Below are 21,202 nucleotides of genomic sequence, written 5' to 3'. Positions count from 1 at the left end.
CAGATATTTGTAAATTTATATAGTGTCTGTGGGGAGTCCTTTCTTTGGTTAAACTGTTTTTCCGAAATTTTTTTGAAGGTGCAGATCAATGAAATATTTGAGCGATGGGTACCATTGGATGGTATAGTAGAATTTTTAAAAGCATCATACTAATCGGATGTTTTCTGGGTATTACCATGGCCTGTGCAACCAAGCCGCCCTCACAACCAGCTGCCGGAGTATCATCCTACACTGTTTATGAATCCCCCATAACGAGTCAGTCGATTTTATTACTGGGTTTTACACTCATTGAAAGGAGTAATGGGGATTCCGTATTCATAATAATGAAGGAATTTTCCAGTGGCAGGATTGTAGAAAGAAATGAAATTCAGGATTTAGAAAAGGGGGATATCCGCATTCAATTTCTGAATTACTCAGGAAGCGTTGTAAAAAGTTTGCTTGTAAGGGATCCGACACGGCAAGAGATAGAGACCTTCACACAGTCCGGTGAAGTTGAAGGAGTCATCATCGAGGAGAAACGGGTTGACTTTTACGTTCGGATCAATTTTGATCCCGAAATCCAGCTAATAAAATTATATCGCCAGGGTTCCGCCGGGGAACAGGCACTTATTTTCGCGACCCAAATCACACGGTCATGAGAAATTTAATAATCATTCTTTTTTTTCTCTTTCCCTTCACATCCTTTTCGCAAATATTTGATGTTGTCCCAATCCATCAATCGGGGCCTGCTGATGAGAGGATTGATATAGTAATTCTTGGCGACGGGTATACAGTCGATGAACTGGATAAAATGGAAACAGATGCGAACAGAGTAAAAGACCGCCTGTTATCTACCCCGGTTTTTAATGACTATAAAAATTTCCTGAATATTGTTCTGATCAAAGTTATTTCACCCGAGTCGGGAGCCAGTCACCCGGGGACTGCCATCGATGAACCACCTGCCACGTTCCATCCGGTAAAAACGGTGAATAATTATTTTGGAAGCTCATTTGATCGGGGAAGAACACACCGGGCGGTTTTACCTACGAATTACAGTGCCATTTACAATGTACTGAACAGCCATTACCCTGGATATGACAACATCCTGGTTATGGTAAATTCCACTTTCTATGGTGGAGCGGCCAGTGGTTCTGTTGCCGCATTCACCATGCATCCATCTGCACCCATGATTGCGATTCATGAATTGGGGCATTCGCTGGGCAGACTGGGTGATGAATATGATTATGGCGGTACCAGCAGTTCTGGATGGGAGCGAGCAAATACAACCAGTGAAACCCGTCGGGAATTTATTAAATGGAATAGCTGGATAAAGGATTCTACACCCATACCTACCCCGGAAACAAGTGCCTACAGCAATGTGATCGGTCTTTTTGAAGGCGCTTCCTACAGGCCTACCGGGTGGTACAGACCTGCTTTGAATTGTACCATGAGAAGTCTTAGTTACCCCTTTTGTGATGTTTGTGAGGAATCGTTTGTCATCAATTTTTACAATTACGTATCACCATTTGTTTCAAAGATTCCGGATGCGGCTGAACTCCAGATCAATTCACGCGGGACACTATCATTTAGTGCGGAATTGATTGAAAAAACAGAACCAACCTATCGCTATAACTGGTTGATTGAAGATATACCAATTAGAAAATTTACGGAAGAGCTGACTATTGAGGTGGATACATCCTCCAATGAATTCTTTACAGTGACTTTGGAAGTAATTGATACCACTTCGTTTGTACGGAAAATTCAGATAAAGGAATCTAATACATGGACTGTGCAGGGAAAACTTCTCACACCAATATTTAAACCCGAAATAGCGGCAATCAATAGGGTTTCAGGTACGGCGGGGGATACACTCATAATTGAGGGTAATTTATTTTCTCCGACCCCTGAATTAAACAAAGTCTCCATTGACGGGTATGAAATTCAGGTTTTGAGTTCCAGCCTGACTCAGATTTCGGCAAAAATTCCTTCTTTATACCTGGAAGGTAAAGTTGTAGTGGCGGTAGCAGGAAGTTCAGATTCTACCGATGTTACGTTTACTACTTATCCCACAATTCTTGATATGGAACCGTCGTCTGGTTATTCAGGTGATACCATACGTCTCTTTGGCACAAACTTCAATCTTCAAAATGAACGTAATCTCATTAGAGATGATCCATGCCTCTATCCCGTAATTAATTCAAGCAGTGTGGAGCTTGAATTTGTGGTCCCTGATTGTGTAACCAGCAGCTATATTACTTTACAAACCGGAAATTCTCTTCAGACAGATTCAATCTATTTCCGACTCGTTACCGATAGCCTGCCAGGTCCAAAAATGGTAAGAGACTGGCAATTCGGTACTCCTAAATCAGATTCTCTTATAACGATCATCCCATTGCAATCTGGCGGGTTTTTGGTAGGATCTAGTTTTACCAATGTTGAGCATAATGGAAGTTCTGACTATTGGGTGGCAAAACTGAATGCAGATAAGGAGATCATTTGGGAATATTTATATGGCGGTGATAAAACAGACATTCTTACTGACCTGGAAGAAATTCCTGGCGACGGATATGTGGTTACAGGCTACTCCAACTCAGGTATTTCAGGTGATAAATCCGAGCCAAGCAGGGGAAACAGCGATTTCTGGGTTTTGCGTTTGGATATCGACGGGGGCCTTCGCTGGGAACGAACTTTTGGCGGTCAGGGTGACGATCTGGAAAATTATATTTCCTGCAGGAATGATGGTGTAATTACATTAGCCGGAAGTACATATTCAGGTGTTTACGGTGATAAAACAGCAAAATCAAACGGTGCGTGGGATTATTGGGTACTACGGATATCGAATGATGGATCGTTACTTGCTGATCATGCATATGGCGGTTCGAAAGACGAAAGAGTGGGCGGAATTTGTAAAGGTCCATCCGGTGACCTGATTGTTTCAGGCATATCAACTTCAGGCAGGGGGTTGGACAGGCCAGGTTATTCACTTGGTGATGTTTGGGTAATATCGCTAACATCGGAGGGAGTGATTAACTGGGAGCGTACCATGGGTGGTGATCAAATGGAAATTGGTGGATATGTGAAACCGCACCCGGATGGTGGCTATCTTGTGGGCGCCAGTTCAAAATCGCCTTCGAACGATTGGAAAAGCAGTCCACTGATCGGTGGCTTTGATTATTGGGTAGTACATCTCGATCATGGAGGTGATATCATCAAAGAGGCAACATTTGGTACAACTGGCGATGATGTAGTTCAGGACCTGGCTACCTGGGGGGATGACAATGGTCTGATGGTTTACCTGGGAGGTTACACAGGTTCTGATCATGGAAATGATAAATCGGAGGATAATGCGGGTAAGAATGATTTCTGGATTATATCCCTGAGCGAACAATTGGATAAAACCTGGGATCGTACAATTGGCGGAAATGATCAGGATTACCTGTCGGCGTTGGTATCTGTTGGGCCGGATCATCTTCTGGCAGGCGGTACGTCCAGGTCAGGCATTGGCTCTGCAAAATCGCTTCCTTCTATCGGGGGCAATGATATATGGCTGGTAGAAATGTCCGATGAAAGTGTATCTGTCCTGCAGCCTGACGCTGCATTTATTGATGTTGAGGATGAATGGATATTTGGTGGCACCTCAGCGGATTATTTTTCAACCACGTTGCTGCACCCTGATGGCTCTGTGTATTTTGCCGGTTATTCCAAATCCTTCATCAGTGGAAGCAAAGAGACCAATCCCAAAGGTTTACAGGATTACTGGCTGATTAAAACGGATGCCAGTGGCCAGAAATTGTGGCAAAAAATATACGGAGGAAATCATAATGATCACCTTTCAACAGCGATCGTTACCTCAGAAGGAAATATTTTGTTAGGTGGATCCAGCCGATCTGAAATATCGGGCGATAAATCAGAAAACTCAAGAGGATTTTTTGACTATTGGCTGATCATGATTGATCCCGATGGAAATGTACTTTGGGATAAAACCTTTGGAGGAAATCGGTTTGATGTCCTTACCTCGGTAATCGAATTACAGGATGGCAATTATCTGATTGGTGGATCAAGTGAATCGGATGCTTCAGGAGATAAATCAGAAAATTCTCGATCCTGGGACGACAAAGGATATTCCTCCGATTACTGGGTGATAAAAATAGACCCTAACGGTGAACTTGTTTGGGAACGTACGATTGGTGGATTTGCCAGGGAAAAACTGAAGCAACTGGTGCAGGATGAAAATGGTTTTATATATGTCGGCGGAACCAGCAATTCATTTCCGGGTGGGGAAAAAACTGAAACCTATCATTGTGCAGTGGGTGAAACCTGGACGTTGAAACTGAATACCTCCGGTGAAATATTATGGGATAAAGCCATTGAATACGCACATAGAACCTGGGATAGTTGCTATGGGTATGGGGATGATTTAATTAAAATGATCCCAGATGACCGGGGATTCATTCAGTGCTTCAGCCAGATTGATGCAAAGGACGAAAATGAAGATAATTATATTCCTGTTCCATTGCTTATGTCCTATGATCTGTATCCGGATGGTACCATAAAGAATGAGCGTTATGTGGAGGGATTTGATTATTTGGAAGATATTATTCGTCTGCCGGATGGTGGTTATTATGCCGCATTGAACACTACGATTAATTACAGGAATAGTGAAGACGTCGGCTTAGTACGTCTTGACAGAAGTTTTAATTTATTATGGAAATCAGGCGTAAAAGGAACAGTGCCTGATGCAGATCTTCACTTAACAACCGACGGTGAATCCATTTATTTCGGTGGAACATCTAATGCAGTAATAAACTCCACAGGAGTAAAACAGAATTTGTTTTTTGGTGAAAGTGACTTATGGATTCTCAAATTTAAGGAGCAGATTCAGAAAAACAGTTATGACAGCATCACAGCGACAACCGTAACAACGGATGGTGGGTATATTCTTGCCGGTGTTTCGTCGTCGCCCAGGAATGCGATAAAAACGGAAAGCAACAAGGGCGGACTGGACTACTGGATTCTTAAATATGATAAGGATAATAACCTCCAATGGGAGAGGACCCTGGGTGGTAGTCAGGATGATATACTGGTCTCCATTGAGGAATTAAAAAACGGTACTGTCATTGCCGGCGGGTATTCTTTCTCCAACAGGTCTGCAGATAAAACTGAGAATCTTATGGGAATGTCCGACATCTGGGTTGTTGCGCTCGATGGCGTCGGCAAAAAGCTATGGGATCGCACCTTCGGTGGCACTGGTACTGAAACGGGTGGCTATATTGATGAAAATTCAGACGGCGGATTAATAATCGGTGCAACCTCTGATTCGCCCCGTTCAACAACCAAGTCTCAACAATCGGATGAAGATGATTACTGGCTTATCCGTACAGACGTTTATGGTAATATGCTTTGGGACCGAACCTGGAGGGAGCCTGGTAATCAGGAACTTACCGATATGAAACTCATATCTTCCGGAGATATTGTTTTCATCGGATTAAATCAGGATTCGCTGGATTTCTTCAGGTATAATCAATACGGCTGGCGGCGTAATTCTGCCAAGCTTGATGTGAATAATGCCATGGGCCGGTTCATCATTGTTGAACGTGACAATGACCTGATTCTGGCAGGAACCCATCGGAATTCCTATGGTGACCTGGATTATACTGCCATCAGTGTGAATGGTTGGGGAAAGAAGAACTGGCATCGCAATTTTGGCGGAATGGGAGATGACGTTCTGGCGGATGCAGGTTTATCTCATGATGGTCGATTCTTTTTATCAGGTTTTTCCAAATCTGGTATTTCTAAGGATCGTGATACAGCTAACACGGCAAACGGTGACTTGTGGATAATTGATGTAAGTCCTTACGGTTATAAAACATGGGAGGAGAAAACCGATTTTGAACAAACGCTGAGTGGTGGATATGTCATTAAATTCCCCGATAACTGGCTGATAATTGGTTCTGGTTTATTAGAAGATTGGAAAACGTTTGAAACCAGGTATATAGAGGCTCCTGAATATCCGGAAGTGAATCCTAATGACTGGATTTTACCATTAGCGCGATTTCCCATTTCTTTTTATAGCATAGATATGAAAGTGATTGTACTTAAAAGTCCGGATGGTGGGAACCTGGTAGCTGGCTATACTGAAGATGGGGAGGGTCGAAACAAGACTGATGTTTTTCCAGGTATTTTGCTTATAAAGACATCCAATGAGGGGGAAGTTCTATGGGACCGCACATTTGAACTTGATGGCCAAATCAGGAATATCGTAGGTACCCCGCATAAAAATGGGTATTACTTTGGTGTCACTACAGAATCGGGCCAGATTGGTGTAAAAACCTCAGCTAATAGAGGCTTGAATGATATCTGGCTCCTGGGAATTGATGAAAATGGAAATTTGGAATTTGAACGAAGCTACGGTGATGCAAGGGATAATACTGTCAGGAGTATAAAAGATTCTCCATATGGACTTGTAATGATGGAGGTAACTGATATTGGTGACCGTTATTCCTCTGATAATATTCTGTATCATCTTGATTTTGAGGGAAATGAAATATGGAGTAATGAATTGACATCTATACCTTATTCCGAATGGCACATTGAAACATATTGGGATAGTTTCTATGCGATGGGACGATTGGGCCCGTCAGAAAGTGAAAATTATCTCATTAAATATGATTACCAGGGTAATGTAAAATGGCAAAGACCGATATTAAGACTTGCGGATGGAATTGGCAAATCACTTGATGGTATTTTTGTTTATTCAATTGTCTATTCCTTAGATCCGGATGAATATATTGATGCTTTTATTCAAAAGTACAATGGTAATGGCAGTGTCATTTTCGAAAACAGGGTGGAGGAATATCAACCTGCAGTAGGCAGTTCTGATTTTTCAAAATTTGATTTGGGCTTCGTGTTGTTTGCTCCTGGCGGTGACATTGCAGAGTTTAATCCGGATGGTACCTTAATAAAAATCTATAATTTTAGATTTGCAGAAGAGGAATTCGGATATGATTATCCCGGATATCTGGAGGATGCAGTAGAGAAGGACAACAATAGTTATGTGAGATTGATAGCAAATACATATAGCTCCATTGTTTTATTGTCGGCCAAGCCATATGCTGGAACTTCAATTGAGATTGCGAATCAGTTATCGGAAAATAATGAATTGAACCAATTCATTGTTGCTGCATTTCCAAATCCAACCGTTGACAATCTCTGGATCGTTAAAGGTGATGATTCAATTGAACAAATTAATATATATGATGTAACTGGCAGGAGTTATCCAACTTACTTTAATAATGAAGGGGACCGAATTCGTATGGACCTTTCAGGATTATCAAATGGAATATACATTATCAAGACTACTAACTCCGAAGGACAAATTTTCAGTTACCGAATTTTGAAAAACTAGGCTCCCGATTTTTATCAGCGGTTCGGCATTCAAAACCGGAATCCTTATCTTCCGGCTATGATCCGATTTTTTGCATTCATTTTATGCATATACAATTTTCTTCCGCTCCATGGGCAGCAGGTGCCTCCGGGTTTTACGGTTGAAGAGCTGGCAGGCGGACTAAATCCGACAACCATGGCTTTTGCGCCGGACGGACGGCTATATGTCGCACAGAAGAATGGACAGGTGCTTATTTATGACGGAGCAGCGCTATTGTCAGACCCATTCATATCTGTGAATGTCGACTTCACGAATGAACGCGGACTTTCGGGGATTGCATTTCATCCGGATTACGAACAGAATAATTACTTCTATCTCTATTATACCGTTCCCGGTCAGAATCATAACCGGTTGAGTCGTTTCACCGCCAATGGTGATGTTGCTTTGCCCGGCAGCGAGGAAATTCTTCTTGAGCTGAACCAGCTTTCCGGAACCATCCACAATGGAGGCGCTATGGCCTTTGGTTCAGATGGCAAACTATATGTGGCGGTGGGTGATGGATCAAATCCCGATAATGCCCAATCCTTCAATTCGTTGCTGGGTAAGGTCCTCAGGCTGAATGACGACGGCACAATTCCTGAAGATAATCCATTTTATACCACAACCTCTGGTGCGAACAGGGCTATTTATGCACTCGGTTTCCGGAACCCTTTTACCATGGCAATATCCAGTGAGGGAAAGATCTTTGCCAATGATGTGGGCCAGGAAACCTGGGAGGAAGTAAATGATGTGAAGGCCGGAAGAAATTATGGCTGGCCCCTGACAGAAGGAAATGCCTTCGGTGGAAACTTACCTGCCAATTATGAGAATCCGTTGCATGTTTATAATCACGATCAGGGTTGCGCGGTGATCGGTGCCGCCTTTTACGACCCGGAACTGCTTCGGTTTCCCGAAAAATATCATAGTGCATTCTTTTATGCTGATTACTGTGAGGGATATATCAATGCAATCGATGCGGAGAGCGGTGAACTCATCGAAACCTTTGCCACCGGGATCAACCGACCACTTGCATTCCAGTTTGCCCCTGATGGAAGTATGTATTTTCTGGAACGCGCAGGCCAGGGCGGCGGGTCCGTAGAAGATAATACTCAAACAGAAGATGGATCACTTTGGCAGATTGTCTTTACCGATGACGGGAAACCATTCATCGGTAAACAGCCAGAGTCCCTCACCATATCCGTTGGGGAAAACGCGAATTTCTTTATAAATGCCTCCGGTGATCAGCCACTTACGTACACGTGGCTGAAAAATGATGTGCCCACAGGTTCTAATGAAAATAGTCTCACCCTAACCGGTATCCAATTGGCGGATAACGGGGCAGTTATCAGGTGCCGTGTGGAAAATAATCAGGGCTCCATTCTTTCTGAAGCAGCAATCCTTACAGTGACCAGTAACCAGCGGCCAGAACCTCTGATCGTGCAGCCGCTGCCTGATCTCACCTATGGTGGAGGAGAAACAATCGAATTTAGTGGAAGTGCAACTGATCCGGAGGATGGCAACCTGGCAGCGGAAGCTCTTACATGGTGGGTGGACTTTCATCACGATGAACATACACATCCGGCCCTTGATCCGGTATCCGGAATCTCCGAAGGCTCATTTACAGTTCCACGGGTAGGGGAGATTTCAAGTAACGTATGGTTCAGGATTTATCTTCAGGCAACAGATTCTGAAGGCTTAACGCGAACTGCTTTTACGGATGTTTACCCACGTAAAAGTGAAATTACCCTGCTTTCGTCGCCTCCCGGACTACAGGTGAATGCCGACGGGCGGGATGTTGAAACCCCCTACAGCTATACGGGGGTTGAAGGAATAACCCGCGGCGTTGCTCCCACCAGATCGCAGTATTTTGAAGGCAAACTCTACGTTTTTGAAGGCTGGCAGGATGGCTTCGAAGGTACGTTGAGAACATTCAATACTCCGAAGGAGGATTCAGTAATTACTTTAAAATATGTAGAGGTGCCACTTGGTAATGGTACCGGTATGACCGGAAACTATTATAATCAGTCGAGAAGCTTCGCTGGTAGTCCTGATCTGCAACGAACCGACCGTGAGGTTTACTTCAATTGGGGAGGCGGATCGCCGGATGATTTGATAAGCCCGGATAATTTTACCATCCGATGGGACGGACAGCTTCTTCCTCCTTTTTCAGGACAGTATACACTATATGTTGTCGCAGATGATGGAGTTCGGTTGTATATCAATAATGCACTTCTCATTGACGCCTGGATACCGCAGGCTGCCACAGAATACAGTGTGTCGCGTTCATTTACAAAAGATCAGCTGTATGATGTGCGGATCGAATATTTCGAGGATGGTGGCGCTGCGGTGATGCAGTTTCTGTGGGAACATGAGTTGCTGCCAAAACAGGCAGTCCCTGGCAATCAGCTTTTTCCTGTTTCCATAACAGGTAATGAGGATTTTCTCCAGCCTTCGATTTCCGTATACCCGGTGCCGGCTTCGGATCGGATCATTATTGACAACCCTGAAATCAGGGAGTGGGAAATATTTGATGGTTCCGGAAGATATTTTGATATTGAATCAGTTTCATTAGATCCACTTCAGCTCGATGTTTCCTCCTTACCGTCAGGAATATATTACCTGCGGTTAATGACTCCGGAAGAATCGATCATTAAGCGGATTTTGATTAAATAATGAATATGCCAAAAAACCTGAAAGATTACTGGAGAAGAAACCTGCGCTACCTGGCTATCCTCCTGAGTATATGGTTTGTCGTTTCCTATGGATTCGGAATACTGCTGGTCGATCAACTGAATAATATTCAGATCGGTGGATTCAAGCTAGGATTCTGGTTTGCCCAGCAGGGGTCGATCTATGTTTTTCTCATTTTAATATTTGTATATGTCCGCTGGATGAACCGGCTCGACAAGGAGTATAATGTAGACGAAAAGTGATGGACGTACAAACCTGGACGTATTTACTGGTTGGGATTTCCTTTGCGATATACATTGGAATTGCGATCTGGTCACGTGCCGGCTCCACGGCTGAATTTTATGTGGCCGGAACGGGTGTATCACCTCTTGCGAATGGAATGGCGACAGCGGCCGACTGGATGTCGGCGGCCAGTTTCATTTCTATGGCCGGTATAATCTCATTTGCCGGATATGACGGTTCAGTTTACCTGATGGGCTGGACCGGCGGATATGTGCTGCTGGCCCTTCTTCTGGCACCCTATCTTCGGAAATTCGGGAAGTATACCGTACCGGATTTCATTGGCGACAGGTATTATTCCAGAACCGCAAGAATCGTGGCGGTCATTTGCGCGCTGTTCGTTTCGTTTACATACGTTGCCGGACAAATGCGGGGAGTGGGCATTGTGTTTTCGAGATTTCTTGAGGTAAATATTAATACCGGCGTGTACATCGGGATGGCCATAGTATTCTTTTATGCTGTTCTCGGGGGAATGAAAGGCATTACCTACACTCAGGTGGCACAGTACTGTGTTTTGATCTTTGCGTTCATGGTGCCTGCCATCTTCATCTCAATCCAGCTCACAGGGAATCCCATACCCCAGGTTGGGTTCGGCTCAAAAATTACCGGGGAAGATGTTTACTTACTGGATAAGCTTGACGGGCTCCTGACCGAGCTGGGCTTTGCCGCATTTACCGATGGCTCCAAATCAATGATCGATGTTTTTGCCATCACTGCGGCGTTGATGGTGGGAACAGCCGGACTACCCCATGTGATCGTTCGTTTTTTCACTGTTAACAAGGTGAGTGATGCCCGTATTTCGGCATTTTACGCGCTTCTATTTATCGCCATATTGTATACTACCGCTCCTGCGATAGCCGTTTTCGCGCGAACAAACCTGATTCAAACAGTGAACGAAAAGCCCTACCGGGAGCTTCCCCAATGGTTCCGCACCTGGGAGAATGCAGGCCTGCTGGCATGGTCAGACCGGAATGGCGATGGCAATGTTCAATATGCACCCGGCGATTTGTTTACGGGGAAAGCACCTGAATTTGCAGCTGAACGGGGATCACAGGGAGAGCGACGCATTACAAACATGCTTAATCAGAATCGCAATGAACTCTATATAGATAAGGACATTATGGTTCTCGCCAATCCGGAAATTGCGCGATTGCCAAATTGGGTCATTGCGCTGGTGGCTGCTGGAGGTCTGGCTGCCGCGCTTTCCACTGCCGCCGGATTGCTCCTGGTTATCTCGACGGCAGTATCACATGACCTTGTAAAGAAGCAGTTCGCTCCTGATATTTCAGATAAAGCGGAATTGTGGATTGCCCGTGGAGCATCTGTACTGGCAGTTGTTGTTGCGGGTTACTTCGGAATAAATCCCCCCGGATTTGTGGCGGCCGTGGTTGCACTTGCCTTCGGACTCGCCGCGGCATCTTTCTTTCCGGCCATAATCATGGGGATTTTTTCAAAAAGAATGAATAAGGAAGGTGCAGTTGCCGGAATGATTGCCGGATTGGGAATAACCCTTTACTATATGATGCGGTATAAGCTGGGCTGGATTGGCGGACCGTCAAGTCCGGCAGACTGGTGGTTTGGAATATCACCTGAAGGATTTGGGACCATAGGTATGATCATTAATTTTATTGTATCAATCACTGTTTCCCACTTTACACCGGTGCCCCCTGAATATGTGCAGGATATTGTAGAATCGATACGCTATCCGGGTAAGCCTCCGGTATCTGATGAAAAGTAGTGTGTCCTTCAACAGATATTTTATAAATTAGAAGTCATTGAAACCAGATTATTATGAGTAATAAAATTCAGACCCTCAGCGGATATATCTACGAATACCAGCGAAGTGTACAGGACCCGGAGCATTTCTGGTCACGGGTGGCGGATTCCTTTTTCTGGCACAAGCGTTGGGATAAAGTTGTAGAATGGAATTTCGAAGAGCCCAGGGTTGAATGGTTTAAGAATGCAAAATTCAACATTACGGAAAATATCCTTGAGCGACATTTATTCATCATGGGGGATAAACCCGCGATAATCTGGGAACCAAATGATCCTGATGAGCCGCATGTAACACTTACCTATCAACAGCTGCACGATGAAGTCTGCCGGTTTGCCAATGCCATGAAGGCCCAGGGAATTCAGAAGGGCGACCGTGTGATAATTTATATTCCCATGGTTCCCGAAGCAGCGATTGCCATGCTGGCATGCGCACGGATTGGTGCTGTTCATTCCGTGGTATTTGCAGGATTCAGCGCTAATTCACTTTCAGATCGAATCAATGATTGCCAGGCAAAAATGGTGATCACCTCAGACGGGAATTTCCGCGGATCAAAGAAGATCGATGTTAAATCGGTAGTCGATGAAGCCCTGGAAACCACGTCCTCCATTGAGAAGGTGATTGTACTGAAAAGGACCGGACAGGAAATTGATATGAAGGATGGCAGGGATATCTGGTGGCACGATGTAATCGAGGGAATGAGCAAGGTGAATAAGGCAGAACTCATGGATGCAGAAGACATGCTGTTCATCCTCTATACCTCCGGATCGACCGGCAAACCCAAGGGGGTCGTTCATACCTGCGGCGGATATATGGTTTACACCGCCTATTCTTTCCAGAATGTCTTTCAATATAATCATGGCGACGTTTACTGGTGTACCGCTGATGTCGGGTGGATCACAGGGCACAGCTATATTGTTTACGGTCCGTTATTGTGCGGGGCAACAACACTAATGTTTGAAGGAGTCCCCACCTTCCCTGATCCGGGAAGATTCTGGGCGATTTGCGACAAGCATCAGGTAAATCAATTCTATACTGCACCCACTGCCATCAGGGCGCTTCAGGCATATGGAACAGGTCCGCTCGAACCCTATAAACTGAACTCACTACGCGTAATCGGTTCTGTAGGTGAGCCCATTAACGAAGAGGCCTGGCACTGGTATCACGATCATGTTGGCAAGGGCCGGTGCCCAATTGTTGATACTTGGTGGCAAACTGAAACCGGGGGAATACTTATTTCACCCATAGCAGGCGTTACGCCAACCAAACCTTCCTATGCGACCCTTCCTATGCCAGGCATACAGCCGGTAATCCTTGATAATGATGGTAAGGAACTGACTGGAAACAGTGTGGAGGGGAATTTGTGTATAAAATATCCGTGGCCGTCAATGCTCAGAACTACTTATGGCGATCACGAACGGTGCCGGCAGACTTATTTTTCCAGCTTTAAAGGATATTATTTCACCGGTGATGGTGTAAAACGTGATGAAGACGGATACTACAGAATCCTTGGTCGTGTTGATGATGTCATCAACGTTTCAGGCCATCGGATGGGTACCGCTGAGGTTGAAAACGCGATCAATGAACATCCCAAGGTAATAGAATCTGCGGTTGTGGGATATCCTCATGATATCAAAGGTCAGGGTATTTATGCATACGTGATCTGCGATATGGAGGGAAGAACCGAGGAAAACCTGAAGGCGGAAATTCGGGAAACAGTGAATAAAATAATTGGTCCGATCGCTAAACCTGATAAAATTCAGATTGTTCCTGGTCTTCCAAAAACCCGCTCGGGAAAAATCATGCGTCGTATTCTCCGAAAAATTGCAACCGGAGAAACATCAAGCCTGGGAGATACGTCTACCCTGCTCAATCCTGAGGTGGTTGAGGCAATCATTGAAGGAGCCTTCTGAGTTTGACTTAATTTTTGCAAAAAGTCCTGACATTACTTGGGGAATTATTATTTTTCTACCAATTATGTTTACTTTATTACCGGACTTATGCGCAATATTTTCGTAACGATTCTGTTTTTTGCCTTCACCATTCTTCCTCTTTCAGGCCAGGATAAGAAGTCATTTGGAGATGTAAACTATGAAGATTTCCAAAATGAATATGCCGATGATGCTGTCGCTGTGGTATTGTTTGATCATGGAAAAACCACATTCATTTCGGGGGATGGATTGGATATTCGTTTCGTTCGAGAAACAAGAATGAAGATCAATAAAAAGGCAGGTTTTGGTTATGCTGAAATAACCATACCCTATTATCAGGACGGATACGGGAAGACCGAACGCATCGAGGATATTGAAGCCTATACGTATAACATAGATGCCGAAACCGGATTAATTACAAGGTACCCGCTTTCTCCTTCAGACATTTACGAAGAAGAAATCAATGATTACTGGAGCATGAAGAAATTTGTTTTTCCGGATGTTCATGAGGGTTCTGTGATCGAATATCATTATGAAAAAATTACACCCTTTGTTTTCAATCCGCCCGATTGGGAATTTCAGTATAGTATACCGGTAAAGGAAAGCACATACGAAATTCACCTGACTCCCTTCTATGAATATACCTACCTCTTACAGGGAGCTACTGAATTTGATAAACAGCAGACATATAAATCAAGCGGAACGGATGTTTTTGCTGGCATAACCTATAATCTCATGGTTCATCAATATACCATGAGGGATATTCCGGCTTTTGAAGACGAATCATTCATAACCTCACGGGATGATTACATCATGAAACTTGATTTTCAATTATCCAGAATAAACTATCCTACCGGTGGGTCCAAAGAAATTATGACCTCCTGGAAGTTGATCAAGGAGGATCTCCTGAAGGCTGAAAATTTTGGAAAATACCTGAAACAGGCTGAAAAGGAAGCCGGAGACTACCTTGGCAGTAACCCGGATCTCAACGATGTGTCCGGCAAAACAGAAAAGCTTGAGCGAATTGTGCGAAAGATTCGGCGGGATTTTGAATGGGATGGGAGTACCGACAAATACGCGGGAGACAAAGCCAAAGATGTCTTTAAAACAAGAACGGGCAATTCGGCAGAATTGAATCTAATCCTTTGCGCTGTCCTGAGTGAAGCGGGATTCAAGGCTTCACCGGTAATTCTCAGTACGCGGAATCATGGCAAGGTTCATCCTGCATACCCGTTCAGTCACTATTTTAATGATGTGATTTGCTTTGTGGAATTCGAGGGACAGAGCGTTTTGGTGGATGCAACCGAATCATGGCTGCCGTATAATAAATTGCCATTGAGGTGCCTGAATGAACTCGGACTCATCGTAGAGGATGGAGAAGAGCGATGGGCTTCACTGGAAACGGCAGATGAATCACGGGCCTTCCACTCTATAGACCTGGAAATAGACCCCGATCAGATGATTGCCAAAGTGAAGTCTGCAAATCATCTTTCCGGATATACCGCATACGCAGCCAGAAAAAGTATTTTTAATGACTCAGAACGTCTCGTCCGCTCGTCATTATCAGGATCACTGGAATCTATCGATGCCATTGAATTTGCAGATGTTACGGACCCAACCAAGCCGTACCGGGTTAACTTTGAAGGTGAAACTGAACTTGAGAATTATGATAACAAGATTATCGTACAACCATTTCTAGGACTTGTTGAAAGTGAAACTCCCTTAAAGGCAGCTCAACGCCGTTATCCTGTAGATATGATCTACCGCAGGCAACAACAGATTATTTCTAAAATCAGCCTGCCCAAGGGGTACGGCGTTCTTGAACTTCCTAAGGCAGTTGCTATTGAGGACGACCTGGTAAAAATTGATTTGAGTCACACAGTGAATGATGATTTCGTTGAAATTCGGGGGTTCGTGTATTTCAAGTCAGCGATGTTCAAGCCTGCAGTCTACGCCAGGTTGAGGGATCATTATCTGCAGCTTATTACTTCATTTAATCAGCCGGTCATTATCGAAAAAATGGCAAATTAAGGCCGTAACGGAAGTTTCACACGTCCTGTTATAATCGGAAAAATATTACATAAGGGCTTTAATCGCACATTTTTTATGCAAAATCCTAATTTTTTGTGTAAATTCGATATTCGTTTATTTGTATTACCATTTTTTTAAGGGAGGACTCCATATGAAAACGATCTATGAAAGACTCTATGACTATGACCTGAATAATGTCATTTTTGGAAAGAGTAAAAAGAAACACTATAAATTCTATTTCATCCTTTGTGTACTGATCATTTTGATCGGGGCATTGATGACTTTTTAAATTTATTTTATCAGCCAATCATGAAAAGCAGCATATTCAACGGGAAGCTGAATAGCCTGTTTTTTCATGTTTATCCGCTCATTCAGCCGTTCCGGAAGTGAAATTTGAAAGTCAAGAATGTGATTCATGACTTCATCAAATTTTCCTGGATGAGCAGTTTCAAGAAAAATACCGACTTCATTATATCCAAATTCGAAGTTTAAAAGCGCCAGGTATCCTATTGCCCCATGTGGGTCCAGTAGGTAGCCTGATGATTGATAAACATCCCGGATAATATTACTTATATCTTCATCGGAAAATGAAGCGCCACTTATTTGGGACTTGATATTTTTAAATTCTTTGTTGTAAACTTCCAGTAAACGGGGGAAATTACTCGGGTTCCCGACATCCATGGCATTGGAAAGTGTGGCAATAGACGGTGCCGGTTTGAAATTTCCTGTTTGCAGATAATCCGGGATTATTCTATTGGCATTGGAAGCCGCAATAAAATGTTCAATCGGTAACCCCATTTTTTTTGCAAGTAGTCCGGCCGTAAGGTTGCCGTAATTACCCGAAGGAACAGATATAATAAGCTTTTTCCCTTCCTGAACCTGCGCAGCAGCCCAGAAATAGTAAACGGATTGCGGCAGCCATCGGGCAACATTAATTGAATTTGCAGAAGTAAGGTGCATTTTACGGCGAAGGCCGTTATCCAGAAAGGCTTTTTTTACCATGGCCTGACAGTCATCAAAATTGCCGGCAATTTCCAGCGCGGTAATATTATTTCCCAACGTGGTTAATTGTTTCTCCTGGAGCGGACTAACTTTTCCGCTCGGGTAAAGAATAACTACATCTACATTCGGCACATTCAGAAAGCCATGACCTACGGCACTGCCCGTGTCGCCACTCGTGGCAACAAGAACTGTTACTTTTTGATCCGCTGCAACAGCGAAATATCCCAGGCATCGTGCAAGAAAACGGGCTCCTACATCCTTGAAGGCCATTGTCGGTCCGTGGAATAATTCCAGCGCCATTATGTTGGCATCTACCGGAACAAGCGGAATTTCAAAATTCAGTGTTTCCTCCAGAATCGACATTAATATGTCTGATGGAATATCCTCCTCTGTATACGGACTCATTACCTCCCGGCCAATCTCAGGCAGACTGTATGATTTAAGATTGTTCAGGAATTCTGAACTCAGCCCCGGGATACTTTCAGGAAAAAATAAACCATTGTCTGAGGGAAGGCCTTCGACGACGGCATCCCTGAATGAGACCCGGTAGTCCTTATTGTTTGTGCTGTAAAATTTCATTCCACTATGCTTGTTCCTTCAGAATTTAATCCTGAAATGTAAATGTGATGATCGATATTATAACGTTTGTAGATCTTCGAAAAGGATTCGGAAACACTGCGCGCATCCCTTTCAGATGCCGTGATGGCGAATATCGATGGTCCGGATCCGGAAATGGAGCACGCCAGGGCTCCTGCCTTCAAGGCAGATTGTTTCGCTTCGTCAAAACCAGGGATGAGCATCGACCGGATAGGTTCGATCAGCGGGTCGTGCATTGATCTGCCTAGTAAATCATAATCTCCGCCCATGAGAGCCGCAATCACACCCGCTACATTCCCCCACTGACGAATCCCCTGTTTCAAACTAATTTCACGTTTCAGCATCCGTTTGGAATCAGATGTCTTTACTTCGATCTGAGGATGCACAACTGTGAACCATAACTGCATGTTTACAGGAATACTGATAACATCCAGCGGGTCGTAGCTTCGAACTACGGTAAATCCTCCTAATAGCGATGGTGCTACATTATCGGCATGCGGAGAAAAGGATACCGCTCCCTCACCTTCCATTGCAAACTGAACCAATTCATTTTTAGAATATGGTGAACCTAAAAGGCAGTTCAATCCGAATACCGCTCCGGCAGCACTTGAGGCACTTGAGCCCAACCCACTTCCCGGAGTGATATTTTTATGAATTTGAATAGTAATACCCTGGTCTGTGCCAAGATCCTGTAACATTGCCTTCAGGGCAACTCCGGCGACATTTGTTTCAGGATTAGTTGGCAGTCCTTCGCAACCGGTACCATTTATTATAGTAATTCCCTTTTCATCTTTCAGAGACATTTCTATTGTATCCCCAATATCATTCAATGCAAGTCCGAATACATCGAAACCAGGCCCAACATTGGCAATGGTTGCAGGGGCAAATATGGTGATATGCTCACTCATGAGTTGGCAATTCGCATAATATCGGCAAAAATACCGGAAGCAGTCACGTCGGCCCCGGCCCCGGCGCCCTTAATTACCAGGGGTTGTTCCGGATATCTGCGGGTATTAAATGTTACGATATTATCTTTTCCTTCCAGCTGGTAGAACGGGTGACCCCTTTCAATCATCCGGATCCCAGTTTCAGCCTTACCTTTGTTAAATGAGGCAACATATTTAAGCTTCTTGCCGCTCTTATCTGCTTTCTGATAGAGTGCCCTGAAATGGTCCTCATGATCCAGCAGGGAAGACAGGAATGCATCCACCGTAGGGGCATTCATACAGGTTTCCGGAATAAAGCCAATGGTTGTGATGTCTTCCATTTCCATGTTTATAACACTCTCGCGAATAAGAATGAGGATTTTCCTCTTTACATCAATGCCACTCAGGTCGATACGGGGATCGGGCTCCGTATAACCCTCGCTCATGGCCTGTTTCACAATTTCGGCAAATGGTCTTTCCCCATTATAATTATTGAAAATAAAATTCAGACTGCCGGAAAGTACAGCTTCTATACGGTTAATTTCATCACCGCTTTTTATCAGGTCGCTGAGCGTACTGATTACAGGTAATCCCGCTCCAACATTCGTTTCGTAGAGAAACTTGGATTTATAGCGTAATCCGGTCTTTTTAAGGGAAATAAACTTTTCAATAGATTGGGTACATGCGATTTTATTGGGTGTAACCACCGAAATACTCATCTTCAGCACATCCTCATAGCAATTGGCAATCATTTCGTCGGCGGTATTGTCAATGAAAATACTATTGCGCAGGTTCATGGTGTCCATTTCCTCCAGGAATTTTTTAAGGTTCATTTTGGATCCTTTTTCCTTAAGGTCCCTTTCCCAGTTTGATAATGAAATCCCGGAGGACTCAAAGTACATCTTTTTGCTGTTGGCAAGCGCAGCAACACACAGGTCGACATGATGATATTTGGAGAGATAGCTTCTTTGCTTTTTGATCTGACTCAGGAATGCTTTGCCAACGTTGCCCACACCAATGATGAAGAGGTTCAGCTTCTTCTTATCGGAAAGGAAGAAACTTTCGTGAAGGCTGTTCAAGGCCTTCTTTACCTCGTTTGATTCAATTACAACACTGATATTCTTTTCAGATGAGCCCTGAGCGATAGCCTTGATATTAACACCGTTCTGGCCCAGGGTGCTGAACATCTTTCCGCTTACACCTACCTGCTCCTTCATCGAAGATCCCACCAGTGCGACGATTGACAAGTTTTCCTCGATCAGCAACGGATCTATCCGCGACGCATGTAATTCAACCTGAAACTCAGATTCAATCGCCTGCCTCGCATTTTTAGCATCATCCATGGATATTCCAACGCAGATCGAATGTTCGGAAGAGGCCTGGGTGATGAGGATTACATTTACAGAAGCCGCGGAAAGTGCTTTGAAGAACCTGTGTGAATATTCAGGTACGCCAATCATTCCACTTCCGCTAAAATTGAGAAGCGCAATATTGGAGATGCTTGATAGTCCACGTATTAACCGATCCTCACCGGCAGGTACGTCCCTTGTGATGATAGTGCCCGGATCGTCCTTATGAAAAGTATTCTTGATAAGAACCGGAATGTCGTGCTCCATGACGGGTTGAATGGTAGGAGGGTAAATCACCTTGGCGCCGAAATGTGATAATTCCATGGCTTCCTCATAGGTGATCTGCCGGATGACATAGGCGGATCGGACAATTCTCGGGTCCGCGGTCATCATACCGCTTACGTCCGTCCATATTTCGAGCTGTTTTACTTTCAGCGCTGCTGCAAAAATGGCAGCAGTAAAATCTGATCCGCCCCGGCCGAGCGTGGTGGTATTTCCTTCATCATCGGATCCGATAAATCCGGGAGCAAAAGTGACAGAAGCCTCTGATTCCCTGAAATGTTTTCGGATTCGTTTATAGGTCTCTTCTTTCTTTAATTGAGCGCGGGTATACTGGCTGTTGGTTTTGATGAGCTCCTGGCAATTGGCAAGCCTGCAGTTGTAGCCTTTGTCCTGGAATGCATCGTTGATTATAGTTGAAGAGGCAATTTCTCCGAAAGAAAGAATACGGTCGATTGTTTTAGGAGAAAGCTCCCTGATCAAATAGATGCCACGATAAATATCTTCCAGTTCATTGAGCAGGATACGGATCTTGCTTAGCGTCTTGCCCTGGTTCTTCAGACCAATGAGAGACTTTACCATTTGAATATGACGCTGTGTGATTTCCGCCAGTGGTTTGGAATAATTTTCATCACCGCCGGCAGCCTGTTTTCCGCATTCCAGTAACAATGTGGTAATTCCTCCAAAGGCAGAAACGACTACAACAACGGGAGAATTTGCTGTTTTCTCATCCAGAATTTTCCGGATGAGTTCAATGTTTTTTGGTGTGGCAACTGAGGTGCCCCCGAATTTTAAGACCTGCATAATGAAGGCAATTTATATTGTTGATATGATTGTTGAAGTGGGCCCTGCCCTGAGCGGATAATATGGTAGAATTAACCCCGTAACGGGGTAATGGTAATCATCGTACCGGTTTGTACGAATGTATGAAGGGCACTATG

Annotated in this window: 11 protein-coding genes; 8 read left to right on the top strand and 3 right to left on the bottom strand. The window is 44.2% G+C overall.

Annotation, left to right across the window (positions count from 1 at the left end):
• Positions 1–104: 104 nt before the first annotated feature.
• The 8 genes from LDX50_RS25405 (at position 105) to LDX50_RS25370 (ending at position 16,397) form a co-directional block, all read left to right on the top strand.
• Positions 105–638 carry a hypothetical protein gene (locus LDX50_RS25405; protein WP_225699086.1) on the top strand — a complete coding sequence of 178 codons (534 nt, stop codon included), beginning with the start codon at positions 105–107 and terminating at the stop codon, positions 636–638.
• The gene (locus LDX50_RS25400; protein WP_225699085.1) at positions 635–7,384 is read left to right on the top strand and encodes a M64 family metallopeptidase; all 6,750 of its coding nucleotides are present in this window, start codon (positions 635–637) and stop codon (positions 7,382–7,384) included. Before LDX50_RS25405 ends, LDX50_RS25400 begins: the two co-directional genes overlap by 4 nt.
• A gap of 57 nt (positions 7,385–7,441) precedes the next feature.
• The gene (locus tag LDX50_RS25395) at positions 7,442–10,075 is read left to right on the top strand and encodes a PQQ-dependent sugar dehydrogenase (protein ID WP_225699084.1); all 2,634 of its coding nucleotides are present in this window, start codon (positions 7,442–7,444) and stop codon (positions 10,073–10,075) included.
• Positions 10,075–10,335 (top strand): DUF4212 domain-containing protein, encoded by a 261-nt coding sequence (locus tag LDX50_RS25390; protein ID WP_225699083.1) that lies wholly within the window; start codon positions 10,075–10,077, stop codon positions 10,333–10,335. The genes LDX50_RS25395 and LDX50_RS25390 overlap by 1 nt, the downstream gene beginning before the upstream one ends.
• Entirely contained in the window at positions 10,335–12,110 is a 1,776-nt protein-coding gene (locus tag LDX50_RS25385) for a sodium:solute symporter family protein (protein ID WP_225699082.1), read from the top strand. Before LDX50_RS25390 ends, LDX50_RS25385 begins: the two co-directional genes overlap by 1 nt.
• Positions 12,111–12,163: 53 nt before the next feature.
• Positions 12,164–14,059 (top strand): acetate--CoA ligase, encoded by a 1,896-nt coding sequence (gene acs, locus LDX50_RS25380; RefSeq protein ID WP_225699081.1) that lies wholly within the window; start codon positions 12,164–12,166, stop codon positions 14,057–14,059.
• Between the two features lie 87 nt (positions 14,060–14,146).
• The gene (locus LDX50_RS25375) at positions 14,147–16,108 is read left to right on the top strand and encodes a DUF3857 domain-containing protein (protein WP_225699080.1); all 1,962 of its coding nucleotides are present in this window, start codon (positions 14,147–14,149) and stop codon (positions 16,106–16,108) included.
• A 151-nt stretch (positions 16,109–16,259) separates the two neighbouring features.
• Positions 16,260–16,397: a hypothetical protein gene (locus LDX50_RS25370; protein ID WP_225699079.1), complete on the top strand. Its 138-nt coding sequence runs from the start codon at positions 16,260–16,262 to the stop codon at positions 16,395–16,397.
• 2 nt (positions 16,398–16,399) lie between these two features.
• On the opposite strand, the gene thrC is transcribed toward LDX50_RS25370, so the two are convergent.
• Genes thrC through thrA form a run of 3 tightly spaced genes read right to left on the bottom strand, consistent with a single transcriptional unit; the run spans position 16,400 to position 21,065 of the window.
• Positions 16,400–17,689, bottom strand: a complete 1,290-nt coding sequence (gene thrC, locus LDX50_RS25365) for a threonine synthase (protein ID WP_225699078.1) — start codon at positions 17,687–17,689, stop codon at positions 16,400–16,402.
• A complete protein-coding gene (locus tag LDX50_RS25360) occupies positions 17,686–18,615 on the bottom strand; it encodes a homoserine kinase (RefSeq protein WP_225699077.1) in 930 nt (309 codons plus the stop codon). Before LDX50_RS25360 ends, thrC begins: the two co-directional genes overlap by 4 nt.
• Entirely contained in the window at positions 18,612–21,065 is a 2,454-nt protein-coding gene (gene thrA, locus LDX50_RS25355) for a bifunctional aspartate kinase/homoserine dehydrogenase I (protein WP_225699076.1), read from the bottom strand. The genes LDX50_RS25360 and thrA overlap by 4 nt, the downstream gene beginning before the upstream one ends.
• Positions 21,066–21,202 lie beyond the last annotated feature (137 nt).

This window comes from Fulvivirga sedimenti (assembly GCF_020328055.1).
Note: the sequence above shows the minus strand (reverse complement) of the source record. Positions and strands in the feature narration are given on the sequence as shown.

What these genes read in the sequence shown, in the direction of transcription:
- LDX50_RS25405 (WP_225699086.1), top strand. Translation starts at nt 105, where the DNA reads ATGGGTACCATTGGATGGTATAGTAGAATTTTTAAAAGCATCATACTA.
- LDX50_RS25400 (WP_225699085.1), top strand. Translation starts at nt 635, where the DNA reads ATGAGAAATTTAATAATCATTCTTTTTTTTCTCTTTCCCTTCACATCC.
- LDX50_RS25395 (WP_225699084.1), top strand. Translation starts at nt 7,442, where the DNA reads ATGATCCGATTTTTTGCATTCATTTTATGCATATACAATTTTCTTCCG.
- LDX50_RS25390 (WP_225699083.1), top strand. Translation starts at nt 10,075, where the DNA reads ATGAATATGCCAAAAAACCTGAAAGATTACTGGAGAAGAAACCTGCGC.
- LDX50_RS25385 (WP_225699082.1), top strand. Translation starts at nt 10,335, where the DNA reads ATGGACGTACAAACCTGGACGTATTTACTGGTTGGGATTTCCTTTGCG.
- acs (WP_225699081.1), top strand. Translation starts at nt 12,164, where the DNA reads ATGAGTAATAAAATTCAGACCCTCAGCGGATATATCTACGAATACCAG.
- LDX50_RS25375 (WP_225699080.1), top strand. Translation starts at nt 14,147, where the DNA reads ATGCGCAATATTTTCGTAACGATTCTGTTTTTTGCCTTCACCATTCTT.
- LDX50_RS25370 (WP_225699079.1), top strand. Translation starts at nt 16,260, where the DNA reads ATGAAAACGATCTATGAAAGACTCTATGACTATGACCTGAATAATGTC.
- thrC (WP_225699078.1), bottom strand. Translation starts at nt 17,689, where the DNA reads ATGAAATTTTACAGCACAAACAATAAGGACTACCGGGTCTCATTCAGG.
- LDX50_RS25360 (WP_225699077.1), bottom strand. Translation starts at nt 18,615, where the DNA reads ATGAGTGAGCATATCACCATATTTGCCCCTGCAACCATTGCCAATGTT.
- thrA (WP_225699076.1), bottom strand. Translation starts at nt 21,065, where the DNA reads ATGCAGGTCTTAAAATTCGGGGGCACCTCAGTTGCCACACCAAAAAAC.